Source organism: Lysobacter oryzae DSM 21044, assembly GCF_059568595.1.
Genome location: NZ_JCANTQ010000008.1, coordinates 235485 through 256972, shown reverse-complemented (window position 1 = coordinate 256972; position 21488 = coordinate 235485). Strand labels below are relative to the sequence as shown.

At 69.5% G+C, this 21488-nt stretch carries 25 protein-coding genes; 13 read left to right on the top strand and 12 right to left on the bottom strand.

Annotation, left to right across the window (positions count from 1 at the left end):
- Nucleotides 1–37: 37 nt before the first annotated feature.
- From BP05_RS01365 to BP05_RS01320, 10 genes are all read right to left on the bottom strand, one after another.
- Complete coding sequence (locus BP05_RS01365; RefSeq protein ID WP_496359684.1) at nt 38–742, bottom strand: hypothetical protein; 705 nt, start codon at nt 740–742, stop codon at nt 38–40.
- A gap of 117 nt (nt 743–859) precedes the next feature.
- The gene (locus BP05_RS01360; RefSeq protein WP_496359682.1) at nt 860–1126 is read right to left on the bottom strand and encodes a hypothetical protein; all 267 of its coding nucleotides are present in this window, start codon (nt 1124–1126) and stop codon (nt 860–862) included.
- A 536-nt stretch (nt 1127–1662) separates the two neighbouring features.
- On the bottom strand, nt 1663–2898 hold the full coding sequence (gene fabB / locus BP05_RS01355) for a beta-ketoacyl-ACP synthase I (RefSeq protein WP_496359680.1): 1236 nt from the start codon (nt 2896–2898) through the stop codon (nt 1663–1665).
- A complete protein-coding gene (gene fabA, locus BP05_RS01350) occupies nt 2898–3413 on the bottom strand; it encodes a 3-hydroxyacyl-[acyl-carrier-protein] dehydratase FabA (RefSeq protein ID WP_496360598.1) in 516 nt (171 codons plus the stop codon). The genes fabB and fabA overlap by 1 nt, the downstream gene beginning before the upstream one ends.
- Before the next feature lie 130 nt (nt 3414–3543).
- On the bottom strand, nt 3544–5016 hold the full coding sequence (nadB, locus tag BP05_RS01345) for an L-aspartate oxidase (protein WP_496359678.1): 1473 nt from the start codon (nt 5014–5016) through the stop codon (nt 3544–3546).
- On the bottom strand, nt 5013–6026 hold the full coding sequence (gene nadA / locus BP05_RS01340; protein WP_496359676.1) for a quinolinate synthase NadA: 1014 nt from the start codon (nt 6024–6026) through the stop codon (nt 5013–5015). Before nadA ends, nadB begins: the two co-directional genes overlap by 4 nt.
- The gene (gene ubiT / locus BP05_RS01335) at nt 6023–6886 is read right to left on the bottom strand and encodes a ubiquinone anaerobic biosynthesis accessory factor UbiT (protein WP_496359674.1); all 864 of its coding nucleotides are present in this window, start codon (nt 6884–6886) and stop codon (nt 6023–6025) included. Before ubiT ends, nadA begins: the two co-directional genes overlap by 4 nt.
- Nucleotides 6876–7310 carry a putative zinc-binding protein gene (locus BP05_RS01330; RefSeq protein WP_496359672.1) on the bottom strand — a complete coding sequence of 145 codons (435 nt, stop codon included), beginning with the start codon at nt 7308–7310 and terminating at the stop codon, nt 6876–6878. The genes ubiT and BP05_RS01330 overlap by 11 nt, the downstream gene beginning before the upstream one ends.
- Nucleotides 7307–8560: a hypothetical protein gene (locus BP05_RS01325; protein WP_496359670.1), complete on the bottom strand. Its 1254-nt coding sequence runs from the start codon at nt 8558–8560 to the stop codon at nt 7307–7309. The genes BP05_RS01330 and BP05_RS01325 overlap by 4 nt, the downstream gene beginning before the upstream one ends.
- The gene (locus tag BP05_RS01320; protein ID WP_496359668.1) at nt 8541–8963 is read right to left on the bottom strand and encodes a DUF2249 domain-containing protein; all 423 of its coding nucleotides are present in this window, start codon (nt 8961–8963) and stop codon (nt 8541–8543) included. The genes BP05_RS01325 and BP05_RS01320 overlap by 20 nt, the downstream gene beginning before the upstream one ends.
- Before the next feature lie 258 nt (nt 8964–9221).
- Here BP05_RS01320 and BP05_RS01315 point away from each other — a divergent pair, with 258 nt between their 5' ends.
- The 5 genes from BP05_RS01315 to azu all read left to right on the top strand — a co-directional run bounded on the left by BP05_RS01315 (nt 9222) and on the right by azu (nt 12846).
- Nucleotides 9222–9371: a hypothetical protein gene (locus tag BP05_RS01315; protein ID WP_496359666.1), complete on the top strand. Its 150-nt coding sequence runs from the start codon at nt 9222–9224 to the stop codon at nt 9369–9371.
- 17 nt (nt 9372–9388) lie between these two features.
- Nucleotides 9389–10912: a copper-containing nitrite reductase gene (gene nirK / locus BP05_RS01310; RefSeq protein ID WP_496359664.1), complete on the top strand. Its 1524-nt coding sequence runs from the start codon at nt 9389–9391 to the stop codon at nt 10910–10912.
- A 3-nt stretch (nt 10913–10915) separates the two neighbouring features.
- A complete protein-coding gene (locus BP05_RS01305) occupies nt 10916–11695 on the top strand; it encodes a formylglycine-generating enzyme family protein (RefSeq protein WP_496359662.1) in 780 nt (259 codons plus the stop codon).
- The gene (locus BP05_RS01300; RefSeq protein ID WP_496359660.1) at nt 11692–12294 is read left to right on the top strand and encodes an SCO family protein; all 603 of its coding nucleotides are present in this window, start codon (nt 11692–11694) and stop codon (nt 12292–12294) included. Before BP05_RS01305 ends, BP05_RS01300 begins: the two co-directional genes overlap by 4 nt.
- A gap of 93 nt (nt 12295–12387) precedes the next feature.
- Complete coding sequence (gene azu / locus BP05_RS01295; protein ID WP_496359658.1) at nt 12388–12846, top strand: azurin; 459 nt, start codon at nt 12388–12390, stop codon at nt 12844–12846.
- Between the two features lie 133 nt (nt 12847–12979).
- Here the strand turns inward: azu and BP05_RS01290 are convergent, their stop codons facing one another.
- Nucleotides 12980–14215 carry an MgtC/SapB family protein gene (locus BP05_RS01290; protein ID WP_496359656.1) on the bottom strand — a complete coding sequence of 412 codons (1236 nt, stop codon included), beginning with the start codon at nt 14213–14215 and terminating at the stop codon, nt 12980–12982.
- A 111-nt stretch (nt 14216–14326) separates the two neighbouring features.
- On the opposite strand from BP05_RS01290, the gene BP05_RS01285 reads away from it, so the two are divergent.
- On the top strand, nt 14327–14599 hold the full coding sequence (locus BP05_RS01285; protein WP_496359654.1) for a DUF6868 family protein: 273 nt from the start codon (nt 14327–14329) through the stop codon (nt 14597–14599).
- A complete protein-coding gene (locus BP05_RS01280; protein WP_496359652.1) occupies nt 14596–15369 on the top strand; it encodes an SDR family NAD(P)-dependent oxidoreductase in 774 nt (257 codons plus the stop codon). The genes BP05_RS01285 and BP05_RS01280 overlap by 4 nt, the downstream gene beginning before the upstream one ends.
- A gap of 37 nt (nt 15370–15406) precedes the next feature.
- On the opposite strand, the gene BP05_RS01275 is transcribed toward BP05_RS01280, so the two are convergent.
- On the bottom strand, nt 15407–16222 hold the full coding sequence (locus BP05_RS01275) for a universal stress protein (protein ID WP_496359650.1): 816 nt from the start codon (nt 16220–16222) through the stop codon (nt 15407–15409).
- Nucleotides 16223–16358: 136 nt separating this feature from the next.
- On the opposite strand from BP05_RS01275, the gene ccoN reads away from it, so the two are divergent.
- The 6 genes from ccoN to BP05_RS01245 are packed head-to-tail and all read left to right on the top strand — an operon-like array spanning nt 16359 to nt 21488.
- Nucleotides 16359–17864: a cytochrome-c oxidase, cbb3-type subunit I gene (gene ccoN, locus BP05_RS01270; RefSeq protein WP_496359648.1), complete on the top strand. Its 1506-nt coding sequence runs from the start codon at nt 16359–16361 to the stop codon at nt 17862–17864.
- A gap of 9 nt (nt 17865–17873) precedes the next feature.
- Nucleotides 17874–18509, top strand: a complete 636-nt coding sequence (ccoO, locus tag BP05_RS01265; RefSeq protein ID WP_496359646.1) for a cytochrome-c oxidase, cbb3-type subunit II — start codon at nt 17874–17876, stop codon at nt 18507–18509.
- Between the two features lie 3 nt (nt 18510–18512).
- Nucleotides 18513–18656: a cbb3-type cytochrome oxidase subunit 3 gene (locus BP05_RS01260; protein WP_496359644.1), complete on the top strand. Its 144-nt coding sequence runs from the start codon at nt 18513–18515 to the stop codon at nt 18654–18656.
- Nucleotides 18653–19603, top strand: a complete 951-nt coding sequence (gene ccoP, locus BP05_RS01255) for a cytochrome-c oxidase, cbb3-type subunit III (RefSeq protein ID WP_496359642.1) — start codon at nt 18653–18655, stop codon at nt 19601–19603. Before BP05_RS01260 ends, ccoP begins: the two co-directional genes overlap by 4 nt.
- A gap of 24 nt (nt 19604–19627) precedes the next feature.
- Nucleotides 19628–19918, top strand: coding sequence for a hypothetical protein (locus BP05_RS01250; protein WP_496359640.1), 291 nt, complete (start codon nt 19628–19630; stop codon nt 19916–19918).
- Nucleotides 19919–19955: 37 nt separating this feature from the next.
- Complete coding sequence (locus BP05_RS01245) at nt 19956–21488, top strand: 4Fe-4S dicluster domain-containing protein (protein ID WP_496359638.1); 1533 nt, start codon at nt 19956–19958, stop codon at nt 21486–21488.

The following is a 21488-nucleotide window of genomic DNA, read 5'->3' as shown; positions in this document are numbered from 1 at the left end:
TCAAGGGTTAGATAGCAACACCCCGACGCGCCCCAAACTAGCGGGCAGGCCGTGCGTGTCGTCCCTCGTTGCGTTGCGTAGTCGCGCGACTTTGCGCGAACTCCGGGAAGGTCTCCGCCATCGGCGCCTCATCCGGCAGGATGTAGAACACCCCGCCCCGCTCGAACGTCGGAACGATGATCCCCTCGTAGAACTCGGGCGAGACGTTGATGCAGCCATGAGTGACGCGGTTGTCGTCCGGCGAAGGCGATGCAAGGCGTTCGGGGCGTCGCTCGGCCGGGACGCCCGTGGCGGTCGGGTGGATGGAGACCGCGGAATCGTAGTCCACCCACAGCACGCGCCCAGCGTCGATTGACGGACCAAAACCGCCCACGAAACGACCCGCAGGCGTGGTGCGATCCCGGCCCGGAATCTCGCGTAGCGCGAGGCCGGCGACGCCGGGGGCCGTATGATCGCCGATCGCCGAACCGAAGAGCCCGGGTGCTGCGCCGCGAAGCCGGCCGTCGCCGCCGAACACCAGGATCTGTGCGGCGGCCTTGTCAATGACCGCGAACGGATAGCCTTGGTTGTCCTTGGTTGCGACAACCCAGCCAGCGAGCTCGATCACCGTGCCGGACACCTCCTGGCCTCGCGGAAGCTGGTCGACGGCGGCGACCGGTTGTGCGGGGGTATCTTCAGCGGCGGCCACGCCGAAGCTCGTGAACGCCAGCGCGAGCGCGACGGCCTGGATTGCGGGGTGCATACAAGTACGGATGGGACGGTTCCTTAGTACGAAGACTGGGTACAGACAAGAAACCGGTGGCCCGCAAAGGCCACCGGTCCCGGTTCAGGCCGTTCGTCGCGAGTTGTGCAAGAGCGACTAACCGCGAGGCTTGCGGCGCGGCGCGGCTTCGAGCTGCTGGACGCGGCCTTCGATTTGATCCAGCCGTTGGTTGGCCTGCTGCGCGGACTGATTGGCGGATTCGGCGCTTTGCGCCGCGTTCTGCACCTTCGTGTCGAGCTGGTCGAGTCGGGAGTTGATCGTTGCAAACTCGTCCTTATAGGTGGCGCAGGCGCCAAGGCTCAGAGCAATGATCGCCACGCCGAGCGTACGCGCTGTTAGCAGATGTTGCTTGGTAAGAAACATGCCAATCCTCCTTCGTCTGGGGTACCGGAAATATAGCCGCCTTTTTGCCGGAGTCATGATTCCGCATTCATCTGACGCTGCATTACGTTGATGGACTGTGAAGGCGTAGCAGCTTGCGCGAGTCACCGCCGGCCGACGCGCGGCCACCACTTCGCCTGGCTCTTGCTCGCGGTAAATGAGCGGAATGTGAAGGTTGCTGGTCACCAACAGCATCGGCTCGACTACCCGACGCCGCCGGGTCCGGCTCGGTTTGGCCTACTGCCGGAGGCTTGTCTCCTGGAAGAGCTGTCACATCAGGGAATTTCACTGAAGTTGTGAGCGGCTCGCGCAAGACCTTCGAGCCTTACCATCTCCATCACGCGGGTCGCCTCCAGGTATCGCCGGCGTCTCGCTGGTAGTCACGATGACCTGCGCTTCGGGGTAACAGCAGCGTCTGCTACCGGTCGCGAGCCCACACGCGGCCCGTTCCCTCGAGGCTTGAACAGCGACGCCCCCCTATCGGGGGGGTCGTCCTTCTATTGGTAGTCGCGCGCCGCTCAGACCGAGCGGAACACCAGCGTCCCGTTGGTTCCGCCGAAGCCGAAGCTGTTCGACATCACCGTGCGCAATGCCGCGTCGCGCGTCTCTCGCAGCACCGGGAAGCCTTCCGCCGCCGGGTCCAGCGTCTCGATGTTGGCCGAGGCCGCCATGAAGCCGCCCTGCATCATCAGCAGGCTGTAGATCGCCTCGTGCACGCTGGCCGCGCCCAGCGAGTGGCCGGTCAGCGCCTTGGTCGACGACAGCGGCGGCACGTCGCCATCGAACACCGCGCGTACCGCCTGCATTTCGACGATGTCGCCGGCCGGCGTCGAGGTGCCGTGGGTGTTGAGGTAGTCGACGCGGCCGACGCCCTGCCCGTCCAGGCCTGCCATCGCCATGCGCATGCAGCGCACCGCGCCTTCGCCGCTGGGCGCGACCATGTCGGCGCCGTCGGAGGTGACGCCGTAGCCGACCAGCTCGGCGTGGATGCGCGCGCCACGCGCCTTCGCATGCTCGTAGTCCTCCAGCACCAGCATGCCGCCGCCGGAGCCGATGACAAAGCCGTCGCGCTGCGCGTCGTACGGACGCGAGGCGCGCTGCGGCGTGTCGTTGTAACGCGTGGACAGCGCGCCCATCGCGTCGAACTGGCAGGTCATGCCCCAGTGCAGTTCCTCGCCGCCGCCGGCGAACACGACGTCCTGCGCGCCGTGGCGGATCAGGTCGGCCGCGGCGCCGATGCAGTGCGCGGACGTCGCGCACGCGGCGGACAGCGCGTAGCTGACGCCGCGGATGCCGAACGCGGTGGCGAGGTTGGCCGACACGGTCGAGCCCATCGTGCGCGGCACCATGTACGGACCGACCCGGCGCACGCCCTTCTCGCGCAGCAGGTCCGCGGTCTCGATCTGCCACTGCGGCGAGGCACCACCGGATCCGGCGATTACCCCGGTGCGCGGGTCGCGCACCGTTTCATCGCCGAGGCCCGCGTCCGCGATCGCCTCGCGCATGGCCACGTACGCGTATGCGGCGGCGTCGCCCATGAAGCGCTTGAGCTTGCGGTCGATCGCGCCCTCGAGATCGATCCCGCACGCGCCGGCCACCTGGCTGCGCAGGCCGCGTTCGGCGTACTCGGGCATCGCGCGCAGGCCGCTGCGGCCCTCGCGCAAGGACGCCGCAACGGTGGCGCAGTCGTTGCCCAGCGGCGCGACGATGCCCATGCCCGTGACTACGACGCGTCGTTCGGAAGCCGTGCCCATCAGAAGCCCTCCGTCGACTGGAACAGGCCCACGCGCAGGTCCTTGGCCTCGTAGATCAGGCGGTCGTCGACGTAGGTGCGGCCGTCGGCGATCACCAGCCGCAGCTTGCCGCGCACCACGCGCTTCACGTCGATCTCGTAGCGCACGACCTTCGCATCGGGCAACACCTGGCCGGTGAACTTCACCTCGCCCACGCCGAGCGCGCGGCCACGGCCGGGTTCACCGAGCCACGGCAGGTAGAAGCCGGCGAGCTGCCACATCGCATCCAGGCCGAGGCAGCCGGGCATCACCGGATCGCCTTCAAAATGGCAGGCGAAAAACCAGAGGTCGGGACGGATGTCGAGTTCGGCGATCAGCTGGCCCTTGCCGGCGGCGCCGCCGGTCTCGCTGATGTGGGTGATGCGGTCGAACATCAGCATCGGCGGCGCCGGCAGGCGCGCGTTGCCGGGGCCGAACATCGCGCCGTGCGCGCATTCGAGCAGCTGCGTGTAATCGAGTGAAGCGGGACGCGTCATGACGTGGCCGTTGGTGGAGAACGACACAGTGTGACGCCTCCGCGGGGTGCTTCGGGTGATTGGGATCAAGAGACCAAATCCATGCGGTGACGCATGGTGGCTGCACCTCGGGAAAGCGCGCTACATAGCCTCAGGAAACCGCTTCCATGCGCCGACGCACGGTCGCCGGCGCGTCGCTGCGGAAGTGCGCGCCCAGGCTCTCGCGCCGTCGCAATGCCGCCGCCAGCAAGGCCGCCGCGACGCGCGCCTGCCAGCCCCGCGTCTGCAGTTCGACACACTCGGCAAAGGCGGCGCCGAGCGTTGCGCCGTCGCGCTGCGGCCCGGCGGCGTTCCACAGCAGCGTGTGCAGGCGCCGCGTGTGGGCCAGTGGCTTGCCGCGCTCGCGCCAATGCGCGGTCGCCGATGTGCGGACAGTGGTGGATTCGCGCAGGTGCGCACCCAGGCGCCGGCCGCAGGCGATCGCTTCGAGCAGCGAGTTGCTCGCCAGGCGGTTGGCGCCGTGCACGCCGGTGCAGGCCGCCTCGCCCACCGCGTGCAGGCCCGGCACGGAGGTCGCGCCGTCGCCGTCGACCGCGACGCCGCCCATGTGGAAGTGCGCCACCGGCGTCACCGGCAGTGCCTCCCGGCGAGGATCGAATCCGTGCCGCGCGCATGCGGCCAGCACGGTCGGGAAGCGTCGCGCCCAGTCGCCCTCCACCCCGCGTGCGTCGAGCCAGGCGCCGCCGTCGCGGCGGGCCTGCCATACGTGGCGGGCGACGATGTCGCGCGGCGCCAGGTCGCCGAGCGGATGCACGCCCGTCATCAACGGATGGCCGCGCCGGTCGAGCAGCGTGGCGCCGGCCCCGCGCAGCGCCTCGGTGAGCAGCGGCAGGCTCTGGCCTTCGACAGCCAGCGCGGTGGGATGGAACTGCACGAATTCGAGATCGCGCATGCATGCGCCGGCCGCCATCGCCAGCGCCAGCCCCGCGCCGTCGGCGCCGGGCGGATTGCTGGTGCGCGCGAACAGCGCACCGATGCCGCCAGTGGCAAGCACCACGGCCGACGCCTCGATCTCCTGCACCGCGCCCGCGGCATCGCGCACGCGCACGCCGCAAACGTGGCCGCCGCGCATGAGCAACGCGTCGCAGTCCACGCCGCCGAGCCATTCCACATGGTCCGCGCGACGCGCCTGCTCGCGCAGCGCGCGCACGATCTCCGCGCCGGTGGCGTCGCCACCCGCGTGGACGATGCGCGACGCGTGGTGGCCGCCTTCTCGCCCAAGCAGCAGTGCGCCGGCACCGTCGCGGTCGAAGGCGACGCCCTGTTCGACCAGCCACGCCACCGTCGCGGGCGCCTGTTCGCACAGCCACGCCACCATCGACGCGCGGTTGTGGCCGGCGCCGGCAAGCAGCGTATCGGTGGCGTGGGCGCGCACGTCGTCGTGCGGGCCCAATGCGGCGGCGATGCCGCCCTGCGCCAGTGCGCTGGCGCTACCGCCGCCGTCGGCGTCGCGGCACAACAGCAGCACCGGCGCGGGCGCGGCGGCAAGTGCCGTCGCCAGCCCGGCGGCGCCGGCGCCGATCACGACAATGGGCGCACGCGCCGCCGGAGTGGCGCCGCTCACGCGCGTTCGCCGCGACCGACCGCGAGCATCCGTTCCAGCGCGCGGCGCGCGCGCGGCGCGACGTCGTCGGGCACGGTCACTTCATGGCGAAGGTCGCGCAGGCAGGCATGGATGTTGGGCAAGGTGATCCGCTTCATGTGCGGGCACAGGTTGCAGGGCTGCACGAACTGCACCTGCGGGAAGCGCGCGCGCAGGTTGTCGGCCATCGAGCATTCGGTGATCAGCGCCACCCGGCTCGGCCGCGCCTGCTCGATCCAGGCGCCCATCGCGCTGGTGGAACCGACGAAGTCCGCCTCGGCCAGCACGTCCGGCGGGCACTCCGGGTGCGCGACCAGGGCCGCGTCGAGTCGTTCGCGCGCGTGCCGGGCCTGCTGGCCGGTGAACTTGTCGTGCACTTCGCACTGGCCGTTCCACAGCACCAGTTCGACCTCCGTCTTCGTCGCGACGTGCGCGCCGAGGAAGCGATCGGGCAGGAAGATCACCTTGTCCGCGCCCATCGCTTCCACCACCTGCACCGCATTGGCCGAAGTGCAGCAGGCATCGGATTCGGCCTTCACCGCGGCCGAAGTGTTGACGTAACTGACCACCGGCGCACCGGGATGGCGCGCGCGCAGCGCACGCACGTCGGCCGCCGTGATCGATGACGCGAGCGAACAACCGGCCTCGGGGTCGGGAATGAGCACGGTCTTGCCGGGCGCCAGCAGCTTGGCGCTCTCGGCCATGAAGTGGACGCCGCACAGCACGATCAGGTCGGCGTCGCAATCGGCGGCGGCCTGCGCCAGTGCCAGTGAATCGCCGGTGATGTCGGCGACGCCGTGGAAGATCTCCGGCGACTGGTAGCTGTGGGCCATGATCACCGCGCCGCGCTCGCGCTTGAGCGCATTGATCGCATCGATCCACGGCAGGTGCAGCGGCACTTCCAGGCACGGCAGCAGTTGTTCGAGCTTCTCGACGAGCGGCGCGTAACGGGTCTCGAGCGCGGGCGTCCAGGCGGGCGCAGTGGCGTTCATCGGGCGACTCCGGAATCTGCGCGCTCGCGGTACGCGGCGCGTGCGGCCTGCGCGAGGCGCGCGCCGCGGTTGAGGCCGATGCGCAGGCCCAGCGGCACCTGCTCCCACGGCAGGCGCTCGAGCAGGTTGCGCGCGGTGAGGCCGAGCTCGGTGTCGCCGGTCAGCACCAGGCGGCGCTGGAAGAAAAGCGTGTCGGCATCCTCGAGGCGGCCGGCGAGCAGCAGCAGGTCGGTGGCGGTGCCGCGCACGCTGGCTTCGGCGGGTTGTTCGACCGCGCGCAGGTGGGCGCCATCCAGCGTGACCACCCAGCGCAGCGCCAGGTCGGTGACCTCGATGCCCAGGCGCCGGCCCTGCAGGAACGCGAGTGCACCGGACGCCAGCGGCGCCGCCAGCACGCGCGCCATCGCGCGTTCCAGCAGGCGCTGCTGCAGTGCGGGTGGACAGGCGCGCAGCAGCGCGGCCCAGCGCGCGGGCGGTGGCAACAGGCGCAGCAGGCGCGCGTGCGGATCGGCAGATGAGGTCGTATGCATGGCGAGCGGGATGATGCGTGGCGTGCCGGTTTCGCAGCCTTGATCCAGGTCAGGCGCGAGGCCTTGTGCGCGGCAGGCATCGTCGATGGCCAAGGCGATCGCGCGGCGGGCCGTGGCCGCGGGCAGGCCGATGCGCGCGGCGAGTGCGTCGGCGCGCGCCTGCACGCGCGCCTCGCGTGCGGGATCGCGCGGCGGCAGTCCGGCGGCGCGCTTGCAGCGCGCGGCGTGGCGCACCAGCCGCAGGCGCGCGGCGAGCAGGAGCAGGACGGCATCGTCGATGCAATCGATCGCATGGCGTACGCGCGCGAGGGCGGATGGTTCAGTCCGCATCGCCGGCACCCTGGATGGTCGCCTGGTCCTGCCAAGCGCCGACGCGGCTGCGGCTGCGCTTTGCCAGCGCACCCGCCGCAGGCAGCACCTGGCGTACGTACACCTCGGTGGCCTGGGTCTCGTCGAAGGCGGCATGCCGGCGTTTCTTCACCCCGTGATCGGAGAGCACCAGATGGGCGTCGGCGACGACGCCAGCGCGCGCCAGGGAGGCCGACACGCAGGCCAGCGCGCAGCCGTCGAGCGCGAGGATCGGTCGCCCGCCTTGCGCGGTCCGGACCAGCCCGGCGACGCCACCGCCGACGCCGGCAATGCACGACATCTCCGCCACGCCATTGCGGTCGAGCCACACCGCGAGCTGGTTGGCCATCTGCGCCGCGCTGGAGCAGCCCGAACACGAATACACCAGCGGCAGTTCCTTGTTCACGCGGTTGCCTCCAGGGAAGCCAGGAATCGACGACTGCGGCGGCCCACGCCGCGCAGGGCCAGGAACAGCGCGGCATGGGCGCCCGCGAGTACGGCGCCGGCCAGCCGCGCCATCGCCGCGTGCGGCCATGCCACCGCGGCCAGCAGCGATACGGCGGCAGTCGCCAGTAGCAGGACGACGCGCGCCTTGTCGTCGTCGGGCAGCAGCTTCTGCACCGCTGGCAGGCGCACGCCGCGGCCGCCGCGGCGGTGCAGTTCGATCCAGCCCAGGAACGCGACGATCTCCAGTTGCATGCCGGCCACCAGCAGCGGCAATCCGATCGCGATCGCCAGCAGGCCGACCAGCAGCGGCGGGCCGCCCGATCCCAGCACCAGCGCCGCCGCGAGCAGGGCGAGCAGGCCGGCGCGCCAGGCGCGCACCAGCCAGCCGTTGCGCTTGTGTCGCGCCTGCCGTTGCCGCCACAGCGCGGACGCCACGAAGGCCGCCACGCAGGCCGCGCAACCCCAGCGCAGCACCGCGGGTTCGCCGCGCAGCGCGCCGAACGCGCCTGCCGTCAGCGCGACCACGACGGCGCCGAGCCACGCGCCCTGCACGGCCGGCCGCGACGGCGCGGTGCCCTGGAACATCGGCATCACGACCTGCGCGACGCTCGCGACGAGGAGGCCGACCCAGCCCAGTAGTCCGCCCGCTGCGTGCACGTCGACCCACGGCGACAGCGGCAAGCCGCCACGCATGCCTGTGAGACCCAGCAGCATCGCCACGCCAAGCGCAGCGGTGACCAGGCCGGCAAATATTGAAATCGCGATGCCGCGGCAGAGCAGTCGCTGCAGCGTCGTCGTGATGAGGCCGGGCAGCGTGATCACCGCCAGTCCCGCGAACGCAAGCGCCAGGCAGGCCGCCGCAAGCAACAGGCAATGCGGCTGCGACAGGCGCAGACCGGCGCACAGTCCCAACGCGCCGGCATTGAGCAATACATGCAGGCCATAGCCCGCGACGTTGCCACCGCGCACGCGCACGCCGGCGGCGGCCGGCAGGAACTGCAGCAGGCTGCCGAACATCGCGTTGCCCAGCACGCCGAGCGTGAACGCATGTACCAGCGCCAGCGTGGCCGGCGTCCAGCGCGAGAGCAGCGCGACGTCGGCATCGAACACCAGCGCCAGCCCGGTGGCCACGCCCCACAGCGGCGAAGTCAGCAGGAAGCGGCGTGGCAATGCGGCCGGTGGCGCGTGCTCAAGCGCGAGTTTCGCCATCGCCGCCCCCGCGCGACGTGGCTGCACTGCGCGAAGGACGCTCGACCTGCACCCGCGCCGTGCCGTCCGCGAGCACCTGCGCGCGCGCCTCGAAGCCGCGCTCGGCCAGCGCCTGCAGCAAGGGCACCGGCAGCATCGGCGTGCGCAATACCAGTTGCGCGCCCGCGGCGAGGGCGTCCACCGCGGCCAGTGCGCGCAGCATCGGCTCGGGTGCGGGCAGCGCACGCAGGTCCAGCTCGACGATGGAAGCCGGCCGGGCGGCGATCGCGTCGCTCGTATCGATGGTGTGCGGCGGAAGCGCCTGCGGGCAGGCCGCGTCGATGCCCGCGGCGTGCAGCGATTCGGCCACGCCGCTGGCTGGCAGCAGCGCGAATCCGGCCAGTTCGAAAGCATTCGCGCTCATGGCCGCGCCGCTTTCGGTTGCGGCCGGGTCCAGCCGATGGCGAACCGCGGCACTGGAGGGTATAGCATCGGGCGGCATCTCCTGTGGTTGGGTACAGGTTGCCGCCGGCTCGTGCTGCCGCCTTGACCTCGATCAACCGGACGCATGCGCAGCCGGGCTCCGTCGCCTGGCTTGACTCAGATCAGATCGACGGCTTCACCACAAGCTCACACTGCGCGCATCCGGAATTCCATCCACGATGCAATCCAGGGGTCTGCAATGAAAGTCAGCCGTTCTTTCCAGGCGCTGTTCCTCGTCCTCGCCATCGCCGGCCTGTCCGCCGCGGCATTGGCCGCGTACGCCAGCCGCGCCGAATCCGCCACGCAAGCCGTCGCAGTCCAACCCACCGGAATGTCCGTTCCGTTCTGAAGGCTAAGGAGTTGGCAATGAGAGCAGTGATCCGGCACCACCATTCGTTGTTCCTCGCCGTCGCGCTCAGCACGCTAGCGCTGGCCGGCTGCAAGGGCACTACCGACGACGCCGCCAAGGCGCCCGTCGCCGCCACCGACACGGGCGGCTCGCTCAAGGGCGACTTCGGTCCGCCGCAGGGCGAGCCCATCAAGGCGGTACTCACCAGCCCGCCGAACGTCCCACCCCCGATCAAGCGCGACCATCCGGCCAAGGTCATCGTCGAACTCGACGTGGTCGAAAAGGAAATGCCGATCTCCGAAGGCGTGACCTACACCTTCTGGACCTTCGGCGGCACCGTGCCGGGCAGCTTCATCCGCGTGCGCCAGGGCGACACCGTGCAGTTCCACCTGCGCAACATGCCCGACAGCAAGATGCCCCATAACATCGACCTGCACGGCGTCACCGGCCCCGGTGGCGGCGCGGCGTCGAGCTTCACCGCGCCCGGCCATGTCAGCCGCTTCACCTTCAAGGCGCTCAACGCGGGCCTGTACGTCTACCACTGCGCCACCGCGCCGGTGGGCATGCACGTGGCCAACGGCATGTACGGCCTGATCCTGGTCGAGCCGCCGGGAGGCCTGCCCAAGGTCGACCGCGAGTACTACGTGATGCAGGGCGACTTCTACACCACCGGCAAGTACCACGAGAAGGGCCACCAGCCCTTCGACATGGAGAAGGCGATCGAGGAGCACCCGACCTACGTGCTGTTCAACGGCCAGGAAGGCGCGCTCACCGGCGACAAGGCCCTGAAGGCCAACACCAACGAGACCGTGCGCCTGTTCGTCGGCAACGGCGGCCCGAACCTGGTGACGAGCTTCCACGTGATCGGCGAGATCTTCGACAAGGTCTGGTTCGAAGGCGGCACGCGCTTCCAGGAGAACGTGCAGACCACGCTGATCCCGGCGGGCGGCGCGGCGATCATGGACTTCCACGTCGAAGTGCCCGGCACCTACATCCTGGTAGACCATTCGATCTTCCGCGCCTTCAACAAGGGTGCGCTGGCGATGCTCAAGGCCGAGGGCGCCGATCGCAAGGACATCTACTCGGGCAAGGAAGTCGACGCGATGTACACCGGCGGACGCGCCGCGCCCAACCTCGCCGCCGTCGCCACCGCGGCGCAGGCGAACGCGGCCGGCACGCTCACGCAGGAAGACCAGGTCAAGGCCGGCCAGGCGCTGTTCGCAGGCACCTGCTCGACCTGCCACCAGGCCGGCGGCGAAGGCCTCAAGGGCGTGTTCCCGCCCCTGGCCGGATCCAGCGTGCTCAAGGAGAACCCCAAGCGCATCGTCGACATCATCCTGCACGGCCTCAGCGGCCCGGTCACGGTGAATGGCGAGCAGTACAACTCGGTGATGCCGCCGATGAGCCAGCTCACCGATGACGAGGTGGCCAACATCAGCACCTACGTGCTCAACAGCTGGGGCAATCCGGGTGGTCGCGTCGAGAAGGCCGAAGTCGCCGCCAAGCGCGGTAGCGGCGCCGCCCCGGCCGCGGAGCACTGAACCATGCGTCGGCTCGCCGCCCTGCTGCTGTGCGTACTGCCCCTTGCCGGCCTCACGGCCGGCATCGCGGGCACCTACGCGGCGCTGCCAGGCGGCAGCTTCCGCACCGCATTGAAGTACGAGGACCGCAAGGGCGCGAACATCCGCGTCGCGCCCTTCGCGCTGATGAAGAAACCCGTCACCAACGCCGAATTCCTCGCGTTCGTGAAGGCGCACCCGCAATGGCGGCGCGATCGCGTCGCCAGCGTGTTCGCCGAGCCGCGCTACCTGTCGCAATGGCAGGGCGCGACCGAACTCGGGCCGAAGGCGCTGCCGGAGCAGCCGGTAACGTGGGTCAGCTGGTTCGCCGCGGATGCCTACTGCCAGGCGCAGGGCGCGCGCCTGCCGACCTGGTCGGAATGGGAATATGCCGCCGCCGCGGACGAGACGCGCCGCGATGCGCGCAACGACCCGGCCTGGCGCGAGCGCATCCTGGCCTGGTACTCGCGTCCTTCCAGCAGCGTGCTGCCACGCGCTGGCCTGCAGGCGCCCAATGCCTACGGCGTGCAGGACCTGCATGGCCTGGTGTGGGAATGGACCGACGACTATTCGTCGCTGCTGGTGTCGGGCGACAACCGCAACCAGGGCGACACCGACAAGGCGAAGTTCTGCGGCGCCGGCGCTTTGTCGATGGACGACCGCGAGAACTACGCCGTGCTGATGCGCGTGGCGATGCTGTCCTCGCTCGAAGGCAGCGATGCCACCGCCAACCTGGGATTCCGCTGCGCGAGGAGCGCACGATGAAACCGATCCGCACCCTGATATTCGCTGTGCTCGCCGGACTGGCGTTCACGCTGCTCAGCGCGGCCGCCCTGGCCGGCCCCGCGACGAAACAAGCGCCGCTTCCGGGCGACTCGGTCTACCAGCTGCCGCTGGTGCTCACCGACCAGTCGGGCCGGGCCCGCGACTGGCGCACGCGGCGCGGCAAGCCGCAACTGGTGTCGATGTTCTACACCTCGTGCCAGTACATCTGTCCGCTGATCGTGGATTCCGGCAAGGCCGTCGAGAAGAGCCTCACGCCCGCGCAACAACAACGGCTCGGCATCCTGCTGGTGAGCATGGATCCCGAGCGCGACACGCCCAAGGCGCTGCAGTACATCGTCGACAAGCGCAAGCTCGACACGGCGCGCTGGACGCTGGCCTCGCCTTCGAGCGACGACGTCCGTGCCGTCGCCGGGGTGCTGGGCATCCGCTACCGCAAGCTCGCCGACGGCGAGTTCAACCACACCAGCGCGCTGGTCCTGCTCGATGCCGATGGCCGGATCCTCGCGCGCACCGAACAGGTCGGCAGCCGCCCCGATCCCGAATTCCTCGCCGCCGTGCGCAAGGCCACGACGCCGTAACGTCCCTGCCCGTCGCCTCCGCCGAACAAGCCGGGCCTCCGTCAATCGCGGCGGCGGTGGCGGGCCCCTTCCCTTTCGTCCAAAGAGATCGCCATGAAGACCACATCCGTCCGTTGCCTCGGCCTCGCCCTGTTGGCCGCCTCGGCGTTCGCGCATGCCGCGCCCAACTGCACGATCCGGCTGAAGGGCAACGATGCGATGCAATTCGACCTGAAGACCGCCACGGTCTCGGCGTCGTGCCCCAGGATCACCATCGAGCTCACCCACACCGGCAAGATGGCCGCGCAGGTGATGGGCCACAACGTCGTGGTCAGCCAGACGGCGGACATCAATGCGATCACGGCCGCCGGCATGAAGGCGGGCGCGGCGGCAGGTTACGTGCCCAAGGGCGATGCCAGGGTCCTCGCGGCCACGCCCGTCATCGGCGGCGGCGCGACCACGAAGGCCTCGTTCGCCGGCAGCAAGCTCAAGGCCGGCGGCGATTACAGCTTCTTCTGCTCGTTCCCGGGCCACTCGGCGCTGATGAAGGGCAAGCTGGTGGTGACCAAGTAGCGATTCGTTCGCCGCGCACCTCCCCTCGCCCCGCGCGGTCGCGCAACACCTACCCTCTGCTTCTCCCCGCTCGCGGGGAGAAGCTGTCCGCAGCAGGGCAGACGCGGGACGCAGCCACGACCTGCTACACCGGCTACACCAGCCAGGCCACCAACCCGAACGCCAGCACCATCGAGACAAGGCCCGGCATCAACCGCAACGCATAGCCGCGGCCGCCGGTGAGGAACGCCATCACCAGCTTCATCGTCGAGTTGGCGGCAAACGCCAGGGCGATTCCCGGCGCCGCCGTTTCCGCCCCGATCCGTCCCACCGCCACCAGCTGCGCAGCCGATGCCGCGGCCGCGTGCACGTCGGCGAGACCGGAGGCGGCAAGCGTCCATTCCAGCGCGGCATCGCCGAGCCAGGACAGCATCGCCGCCGACGCCAGCATCACCGCCGCGACGATCGCGACGAAAACCAGCGCGTGCTTCGGTTCGAACGCACGACCGGCGACCTCGCCCCCGTGCGCATCCACCTTGCGCGTGGCCCAGGCCGCGCCGAGGGCGAACACCATGATCACCGCGCCGGCCGCCACGATCGGCGGCCACAACGCGTGCAGGAGCGGCGGTGACAACGTGCCTGTGATCACGGCCAGCTGCACGATCGTGCTGACATTGGACGCCACGCCGGCGCCGGCGCACGCGGTGGCCAGCGCCGGATGTTCCTTCGCCCGCATGCCCATGCTCGCGATCGTCGCCGTGCTCGACGCGAATCCGCCGGCCAGGCCTGCCAGCAGCAGGCCCGTGCGCGCGCCGAATGCACGCAGCGCCACGTGGCCGGCGGCGTTGATCGCCATGATGATCACCGCCAGCAGCCACAGCTTGTGCAGGTTCAACACCTGCCACGGATCGATCGCGCGATCCGGCAGCAACGGCAGCACGATGGCCGCGGCGGCGGCCAGCAGCAGCGCGTCGTGCAGTTCCTGTTCCGTCAGCACCTTGCGCACGAACCGGTGCACGCGCGACTTCGCCGACAACAACAGTGCCACGGCGACGCCGAGCGCGGCGGCCAGGCCCATTTCGCGCATGGCCAGCACGCCCAGCAGGAACACCACCAGCATCGCGACTTCCGTGGTCAGGCCCGGGTCGCGCGCGCGGCTGTGGCGGTAACTGGCCAGCGCGGCCAGCGCCGTGAACGCGCCTGCGACGGCGATGCCGACCCCGCCCAGCAGTTCCGCGACCGCGCCGGCCAAGCCAAGCAATGCGAACGTGCGCACGCCGGCGGCGCCAGCGGCCGGCGCGACGCCCTTGCGGCGCTCGCGTTCGATCCCGACCAGCAGGCCCACGCCAAGCGCGACCGCCAGCCCCTTGAGCATGTCGACATCCACCATGGCGCCAGCTTGGTGCAGCGGCGTCGGGCGCGCAATCGCGGTATTGACCGGGATCAAGCCAAGCCGGAGGCGGCGTCCTACAGTGGCCGCATTCCGCCCGCGAGTTCCGACATGCCCCTCGCCCAGATCACCCTGGAGCAATTGCGGTCGTTCCTGCTGTGGAGCGCCTTGCTCAACTACGCCGTGCTCCTGTTCGCCACCCTCGCCTGGGTGCTGGCCGGCGACGCGTTGTACCGGTTGCACGCACGCTGGCTGCCGATCGAGCGCGCCCACGCCAACACGGCCATCTACCTGATGCTCGGGTTGTACAAGCTCGGCATCTGGCTGTTGTTCCTGGCGCCCTGGCTGGCGCTTGGCATCGTCTTCCCCGGAGGTGCGCGATGAATCGGCTGAAGGACAAGGTCTGCGTCATCACCGGGGCCGCGCTGGGCATCGGCCGCGCGTGCGCGTTGCGCATGGCGGAAGAAGGCGCGGACGTGGCGCTGTTCGACATGCTCGATGCGGAGGGCGAGGCGCTGGCGGCCGAGCTCGTGCGCCAGGGCCACCGCGCCGCCTACTGGCATGTCGACGTCGCCAGCGAGGCGGACGTGGCGCGCGCCATCGACGCGGTCGCCGCCCGCTTTGGCGCGGTGCACGTGCTGGTCAACAACGCCGGCATCGCCGGGCCCAGCAAGCCCACGCACGAGATCACCGAAGCGGAGTGGGACCGCGTGCAGGCGGTCAACGTCAAGGGCGTGTTCTTCTGCACCAAGCACGCGATCCCGCACCTGCGCCGCGCCGGAAGCGGCAGCATCGTCAACCTGTCCTCGATCTACGGCCTGGTCGGCGCGCCCGACGTGCCGCCCTACCACGCGTCGAAGGGCGCGGTGCGCCTGATGAGCAAGACCGATGCGCTGCTGTACGCGGCCGACGCCATCCGCGTGAACTCGGTGCACCCGGGCTACATCCGCACGCCGATGGTCGAGCACCACCTGCGCGACAGCGGCGCCACCGACCTGGAGGCCGCGATCGCCGAGGTCGGCAAGCTGCACCCGCTTGGCCACATGGGCGAGGCCGACGACATCGCTTGGGGCGTCGTCTACCTGGCCTCGGACGAAGCCAAGTTCATCACCGGCGCGGAACTGGTGATCGACGGCGGCTACACCGCGCGCTGACGCTATTCCATCGCACGGTCGGTGGCGCGCGGCGGCGTCAGTGCCGCATCAGCAGCGGCAGCTCGTTCTGCTGCAGCATGTAGCGGGTCACCCCGCCGAGCATGCGTTCGGCGAAGCGCGAGCGGCCGTAGGCGCCCATCACCAGCAGGTCAGCGTAGGCGGCGCGCGCGGCTTCGTGGATCGGTCGTCCCTCGTCCGCGTCTTCCTCGAGCATCTCGAACTCCACCGCCAGGTCGTGCCGACGGAACCACGCTTCCAGCGCGAATTCCGGCGTCGGAACCGGCGGCAGCACGGTGCGGCGCTTGCCCATCAACAGGACGATGCGCCCGGCCCGGCGCAGCAGCGGCAACGCGCCGTGGACGGCGCGAATCGCCTCGATCGAGCCGTTCCAGGCGATCGCGATGCAGTCCAGTTTCAGCTCGGTGTGGCCTGCCGGCACGATCAGGCAGGGCTGGCCGACGTGCAGCGCCACCGAGGCCAGGGCGGCCGGATTGCCCCACGGGTCCTCGTCATTGCGGGCCAGCACGACCAGGTCGTGCCAGTTGGCGGCGTAATGCAGCGCGTCACCGACATGCCCCTGCGCCACCAGCCACTGCGGGAACACCGCGCCCAGTGACTCGGCCCAGGCCTCGAACAAGGGGCCGGCAGAGCGGGCCAGTCCGACCTGTTCATCGATCGCGGCCGCGTATTCAGCCAGCAGCACGCCGGCGTCGTAGTCCCACACCGGCGGCATGCTGCCTTCCACCACGTGCATGGCGGTCAGGCCCGCACGCAGTTGCCCGGCCAGGCGCGCGGCAAACACCACGCCGGGATCCCATTCGGGATAGCGGAATGCGCGAACCAGCAGATCCATGGCGCTCTCCTGCAGCCGGTCGTTTCCGGCGCCGGACCATGCTCCGCGAGGCCCGGGAGGGGCGACTTGATTTGGATCAAGTCGGGGAACCGACCGCGTCGCGACAATTTCGCCAACATCTGGATGGGACATTTCCATGACTCCTAACGACGCGGCGCAACCGCAGGTCGGTGGTGCGCCGGCCGTATTCAGCGCCGCCAAGCCCCCGGGGCGCGATGGCTTCTACAACGACAAGGTGGTGCTGCAATTTTCGGTGGCCACCGTCGTCTGGGGCATCGTCGGCATGGCCGTGGGCGTGCTGATCGCGGCGCAGCTGTACTGGCCGACGATCGGCGAAGGCATCCCGTGGCTCAGCTACGGTCGCCTGCGCCCGCTGCACACCAACGCGGTGATCTTCGCCTTCGGCGGCAGCGCCCTGTTCGCGACCTCGCTGCACGTGGTGCAGCGCACCTGCCATGTGCGGCTGTTGTCCGACCGTCTTGCCGCATTTGTCTTCTGGGGCTGGCAGGCGGTGATCGTCGCCGCCGCGATCACCCTGCCCATGGGCCTGACCCAGGGCAAGGAATACGCCGAACTGGAATGGCCGATCGACCTGCTGATCGCGGTGGTCTGGGTCGCCTACGCGGTGCTGTTCTTCGGCACCATCGCCAAGCGCAAGGTCAGGCACATCTACGTCGCCAACTGGTTCTACGGCGGCTACATCCTCGCGATCGCGCTGCTGCACATCGTCAACAACATCGCCATCCCGGCCGGCTGGGGCAAGTCGTACTCGGTCTACAGCGGCGCGGTCGATGCGATGGTGCAGTGGTGGTATGGCCACAACGCGGTGGGCTTCCTGCTGACCGCCGGCTTCCTCGGGATGATGTACTACTTCGTGCCCAAGCAGGCCGAGCGACCCGTCTACTCGTATCGCCTGTCGATCGTGCACTTCTGGGCGCTGATCGCGGTGTACATGTGGGCCGGCCCGCACCACCTGCAGTACACCGCCCTGCCCGACTGGGCGCAGTCGGTGGGCATGGTGTTCTCGCTGATCCTGCTGGCGCCGTCCTGGGGCGGCGCGATGAACGGCATCCTCACGCTCTCGGGCGTGTGGCACAAGCTGCGCACCGACCCGATCATGAAGTTCCTCATCGTCGCGATCAGCTTCTACATGATCGCCACCTTCGAGGGACCGATGATGTCGATCAAGACGGTCAACTCGCTGTCGCACTACACCGACTGGACCATCGGCCACGTCCACGCCGGCGCGCTGGGCTGGGTGGCGATGATCTCGATCGGCTCGCTGTACGCGCTGATGCCGCGCCTGCTGGGCCAGAAGTCGATGTACTCGACCAAGTGGATCGACGTGCACTTCTGGATCCACACCCTGGGCGTCGTGTTCTACATCGCCTCGATGTGGATCGCCGGCGTGATGCAGGGCCTGATGTGGCGCGCGACCAACCCCGACGGCACGCTGACCTACAGCTTCGTCGAGGCGCTCAACGCCACCTACCCGTACTACCTGGTGCGCTTCGGCGGCGGCCTGCTGGTGCTCGCCGGCATGGGCCTGATGGCCGTGAACACCTGGAAGACCTTCGCGATGGCGAAGGACCGCGCCCCGCAAGCGGTGCTGGTCCCCGACATGAACGACGCGCGCGCCTGAGGACCGGACATGAGCGACAAGCAGGAAAAGAACAGCAACGCGCACGAGAAGATCGAGAAGAACGTCGGCCTGATGGCCGTGCTGATCGCGGTCGTGGTGTCCTTCGGCGGACTGGCCGAGATCGTGCCGCTGATGCACCAGGCCGAAACCATCCAGCCGCTGCCCGGCGTGAAGCCCTACCCGGCGCTGCAACTGGCCGGCCGCGACGTCTACGTCCGCGAAGGTTGCTACAACTGCCACTCGCAGATGGTGCGCACGTTGCGCTTCGAGACCGAACGCTACGGCCACTACTCGCTCGCGGGCGAATCGGTATACGACCGTCCGTTCCAGTGGGGCTCCAAGCGCACGGGTCCCGACCTGGCCCGCGTCGGCGGCCGCTATTCGGACGACTGGCACCGCGTGCACCTGACCAATCCGCGCGACGTGGTGCCCGAGTCGAACATGCCCAGCTTCCCGTGGCTGGCGAACAACGAGCTCGACGGCCAGCAGGTCGCCGCGCACATGCAGGCACTCAAGACCCTGGGCGATCCGTACAGCGACGCGCAGATCCGCAAGGCGGCCGACGAGGTCGCCGGCAAGACCGAACTCGACGCCGTGGTCGCCTACCTGCAGGGCCTCGGCAAGCACGCACCGCGGGGAGGCTGAGACATGGTTTCGGGAATTGTGACCGCGACGTTGCTGGTGGTGTTCCTGGCGGGCTGGGCGTGGGCCTGGAGCCCGCGCCGCCGGCGGGATTTCGATGAGGCGGCGCGCCTGCCGCTGGATGAAGGCAATGGGGAGGGTGAACGATGAGTAGCGGCTGGTCCTGGTATGTCATCGCGCTCGTCGTCCTCAACATCGCCGGCTGCGGCTGGCTGCTGTGGTGGACGGCCAAGCGCCGCCCGGGCGATCCCAAGCCCGAGGACACCAGCCACGTATGGGACGGCGACCTCACCGAGTACAACAAGCCGCTGCCGAAGTGGTGGATCAATCTGTTCTGGCTCACCATCGTGTTCGGCGTGGGCTACCTGCTGTGGTACCCGGGCTTCGGCAATTTCGCCGGCTATGGGCGCTGGTCGTCCAAGCAGGAACACGCGCAGCACAAGGCCGCTTACGACGCGACGCTGGAAGGCACCTTCGCGCCGTTCAAGAACCAGCCTATCAACATGCTCGCGGCCGATCCGGAGGCGCTCAAGCTCGGGCGTTCGATCTTCAACAACACCTGCGCGACCTGCCACGGTTCGTCCGCGCAGGGCGCGACCGGCTACCCGAACCTCACCGACGACATCTGGCATTGGGGCGGCAGCCCCGAGCGCGTGCTGGAAACCGTGCTCGACGGTCGTGAAGGCGTGATGCCCGAATGGGGCACGGTGCTCACCGGCATGGGCGGCGACAATGCCGTCGATTACGTGGTCGCCTACGTCCGCGCCCTGGGTACGCCGGGGCAGTCGCTGCAGAACGACTACATGGCCGCGCAGGGCAAGAAGCTGTACGAAGGCATCTGCGTGGCGTGCCACGGCGTCGACGGCAAGGGTAACCAGCAGATGGGCGCGCCCGACCTGACCGACGACTACTGGCTGTACGGCAACAGCAACGCGGCCCTGCACCAGACCATCGCCAAGGGCCGCCACGGGACGATGCCGGCGCATCGCGAACTGCTCGGCGAAACGCGCGCGCGCCTGGTCGCGGCGTACGTATGGTCGCTGTCGAACACCAAGGCGGGCGCCGGCGCGCCGCAGCCTGGGCGCGCGGCACAATAAGGCCCCGCCCTCGCAGCCGCCGCCATGACCGACTTCACGCAGCCCGCCTTCGACCACCCGCCGCGCCCGCTGGCGCAGCGGGTCGGCGCGATCGCCTGGCCCAGCTTCTTCGCCGCTGGCGTGGCGACGATGGTGTTCTTCGCCTTCGTCGATCCGCTGGAGCTGCGCGACATGACCTTCCCGTCGTTGCCGTTGACGCGGGAAGTCGGCTACACGATCGGCTTCTTCATGTTCTGGCTCGCGACCGCGTCTTCGAGCCTGTTCACCTGGTGGCTGCTGCGGCCGCCAAGCCGCTTCAACCGTGCCCTGCGCTGAGGCGCGGGGGCGCGGGCCGTCGTTGAGGAACACGTAGTTGAACAAGTCCATCGACATTGCACTGGCGGACGACGAAGGCTCGTTCTACGTCAGCGAACGCAAGGTCTATCCGCGCGACGTCAGCGGCCGCTTCGACCACCTGCGCAAGGCGGCGGTCGCATGGCTGCTGGGCATGTTCTACCTGTTCCCGTGGTTGCGCTGGGACGGGCGGCAGGCGGTGCTGTTCGACCTGCCGGCGCGCAAGTTCCACGTGTTCGGGCTGACGTTCTGGCCGCAGGATTTCCCGCTGCTGGCCTTGTTGCTGATCATCGCCGGCGTCGCCCTGTTCTTCTTCACCGCGCTCGCCGGCCGCCTGTGGTGCGGCTACGCCTGCCCGCAGACGGTGTGGACCGAGGTGTTCCTGTGGATGGAGCGCTGGACCGAGGGCGACCGCGGCGCGCGCATGAAGCTGGACGCCGCGCCGTGGAGCGCGCGCAAGCTCCTGCGCAAGGGCGCCAAGCACACGCTGTGGCTGGTGTTCGCACTGTGGACCGGCTTCACTTTCGTCGGCTTCTTCACCCCGATCACCGACCTGGGCGCGCGCCTGCCGTTCAACCTGGGCGGCTGGGAGGCGTTCTGGATCCTGTTCTATTCGCTCGCCACCTGGGGCAACGCGGGCTTCCTGCGCGAGCAGGTGTGCAAGTACATGTGCCCGTACGCGCGCTTCCAGAGTGCGATGTTCGACCGCAACACCCTGCTGATCGCCTATGACCCGATGCGCGGCGAGCCGCGCGGGCCGCGCAAGCGCGGCCTCGGCGACGTCATCGCGCGCGGACGCGGCCTGCTCGACAAGGCCCTGGCCTACGACTACGTCTTCCGCGCCAGCCGCCATCCCACCGCCGCCGACGCGCGTCTGCAGGCCCAGGGCACGATCACCTTCGCTGGCCCCGGCGAAGTCGAGCCACTGCCCAAGTTCTCGCCCGAGCAGCTCGGCGACTGCATCGACTGCACGATCTGCGTGCAGGTATGCCCGGTCGGCATCGACATCCGCAACGGCCTGCAGTACGAGTGCATCGCCTGCGGCGCCTGCGTGGATGCGTGCGATGACGTGATGGCGAAGATGGGCTTCGCCAAGGGCCTGGTCCGCTACACCACGCAGAACGCCCTCGACGGGCAAGGCACGCGCGTGTTGCGGCCGCGCATCTTCGTGTACGGCGGCCTGCTGCTGGCGCTGCTGGGCGCCTTCGCCTGGGGCGTGGGCACGCGTTCGCCGCTGATCGCGGAAATCCTCCGCGACCGCAACGCGCTCTACCGCGAAACCGCCGCCGGCATCGAGAACGGCTACACCCTCAAGCTGGTGAACAAGACCGAACGCGCGCAGCGCTACGACGTCGCGTTGCAGGCGGACGGCGCGCTCGCGCTGGCCGCGATGCCGGCGATCCAGGTGCCGGCCGGCGAAGTCGTCGCGGTGCCGCTGACGGTAACCGCGCCGGCGGGCACGCGGGGCCGGCGCGAGGTGCATTTCGAGGTCCGCGCCAGCGATGGCAGCGTGACCCGGAGCGTGGACAGCAGCTTCTTCGGACCGATGTGA

Coding starts and splice junctions, on each gene's coding strand:
- BP05_RS01365 (WP_496359684.1), bottom strand. CDS start 742: ATGCACCCCGCAATCCAGGCCGTCGCGCTCGCGCTGGCGTTCACGAGC.
- BP05_RS01360 (WP_496359682.1), bottom strand. CDS start 1,126: ATGTTTCTTACCAAGCAACATCTGCTAACAGCGCGTACGCTCGGCGTG.
- fabB (WP_496359680.1), bottom strand. CDS start 2,898: ATGGGCACGGCTTCCGAACGACGCGTCGTAGTCACGGGCATGGGCATC.
- fabA (WP_496360598.1), bottom strand. CDS start 3,413: ATGACGCGTCCCGCTTCACTCGATTACACGCAGCTGCTCGAATGCGCG.
- nadA (WP_496359676.1), bottom strand. CDS start 6,026: ATGAACGCCACTGCGCCCGCCTGGACGCCCGCGCTCGAGACCCGTTAC.
- ubiT (WP_496359674.1), bottom strand. CDS start 6,886: ATGCGGACTGAACCATCCGCCCTCGCGCGCGTACGCCATGCGATCGAT.
- BP05_RS01325 (WP_496359670.1), bottom strand. CDS start 8,560: ATGGCGAAACTCGCGCTTGAGCACGCGCCACCGGCCGCATTGCCACGC.
- BP05_RS01320 (WP_496359668.1), bottom strand. CDS start 8,963: ATGAGCGCGAATGCTTTCGAACTGGCCGGATTCGCGCTGCTGCCAGCC.
- BP05_RS01315 (WP_496359666.1), top strand. CDS start 9,222: ATGAAAGTCAGCCGTTCTTTCCAGGCGCTGTTCCTCGTCCTCGCCATC.
- nirK (WP_496359664.1), top strand. CDS start 9,389: ATGAGAGCAGTGATCCGGCACCACCATTCGTTGTTCCTCGCCGTCGCG.
- BP05_RS01305 (WP_496359662.1), top strand. CDS start 10,916: ATGCGTCGGCTCGCCGCCCTGCTGCTGTGCGTACTGCCCCTTGCCGGC.
- BP05_RS01300 (WP_496359660.1), top strand. CDS start 11,692: ATGAAACCGATCCGCACCCTGATATTCGCTGTGCTCGCCGGACTGGCG.
- azu (WP_496359658.1), top strand. CDS start 12,388: ATGAAGACCACATCCGTCCGTTGCCTCGGCCTCGCCCTGTTGGCCGCC.
- BP05_RS01290 (WP_496359656.1), bottom strand. CDS start 14,215: ATGGTGGATGTCGACATGCTCAAGGGGCTGGCGGTCGCGCTTGGCGTG.
- BP05_RS01285 (WP_496359654.1), top strand. CDS start 14,327: ATGCCCCTCGCCCAGATCACCCTGGAGCAATTGCGGTCGTTCCTGCTG.
- BP05_RS01280 (WP_496359652.1), top strand. CDS start 14,596: ATGAATCGGCTGAAGGACAAGGTCTGCGTCATCACCGGGGCCGCGCTG.
- BP05_RS01275 (WP_496359650.1), bottom strand. CDS start 16,222: ATGGATCTGCTGGTTCGCGCATTCCGCTATCCCGAATGGGATCCCGGC.
- ccoN (WP_496359648.1), top strand. CDS start 16,359: ATGACTCCTAACGACGCGGCGCAACCGCAGGTCGGTGGTGCGCCGGCC.
- ccoO (WP_496359646.1), top strand. CDS start 17,874: ATGAGCGACAAGCAGGAAAAGAACAGCAACGCGCACGAGAAGATCGAG.
- BP05_RS01260 (WP_496359644.1), top strand. CDS start 18,513: ATGGTTTCGGGAATTGTGACCGCGACGTTGCTGGTGGTGTTCCTGGCG.
- ccoP (WP_496359642.1), top strand. CDS start 18,653: ATGAGTAGCGGCTGGTCCTGGTATGTCATCGCGCTCGTCGTCCTCAAC.
- BP05_RS01250 (WP_496359640.1), top strand. CDS start 19,628: ATGACCGACTTCACGCAGCCCGCCTTCGACCACCCGCCGCGCCCGCTG.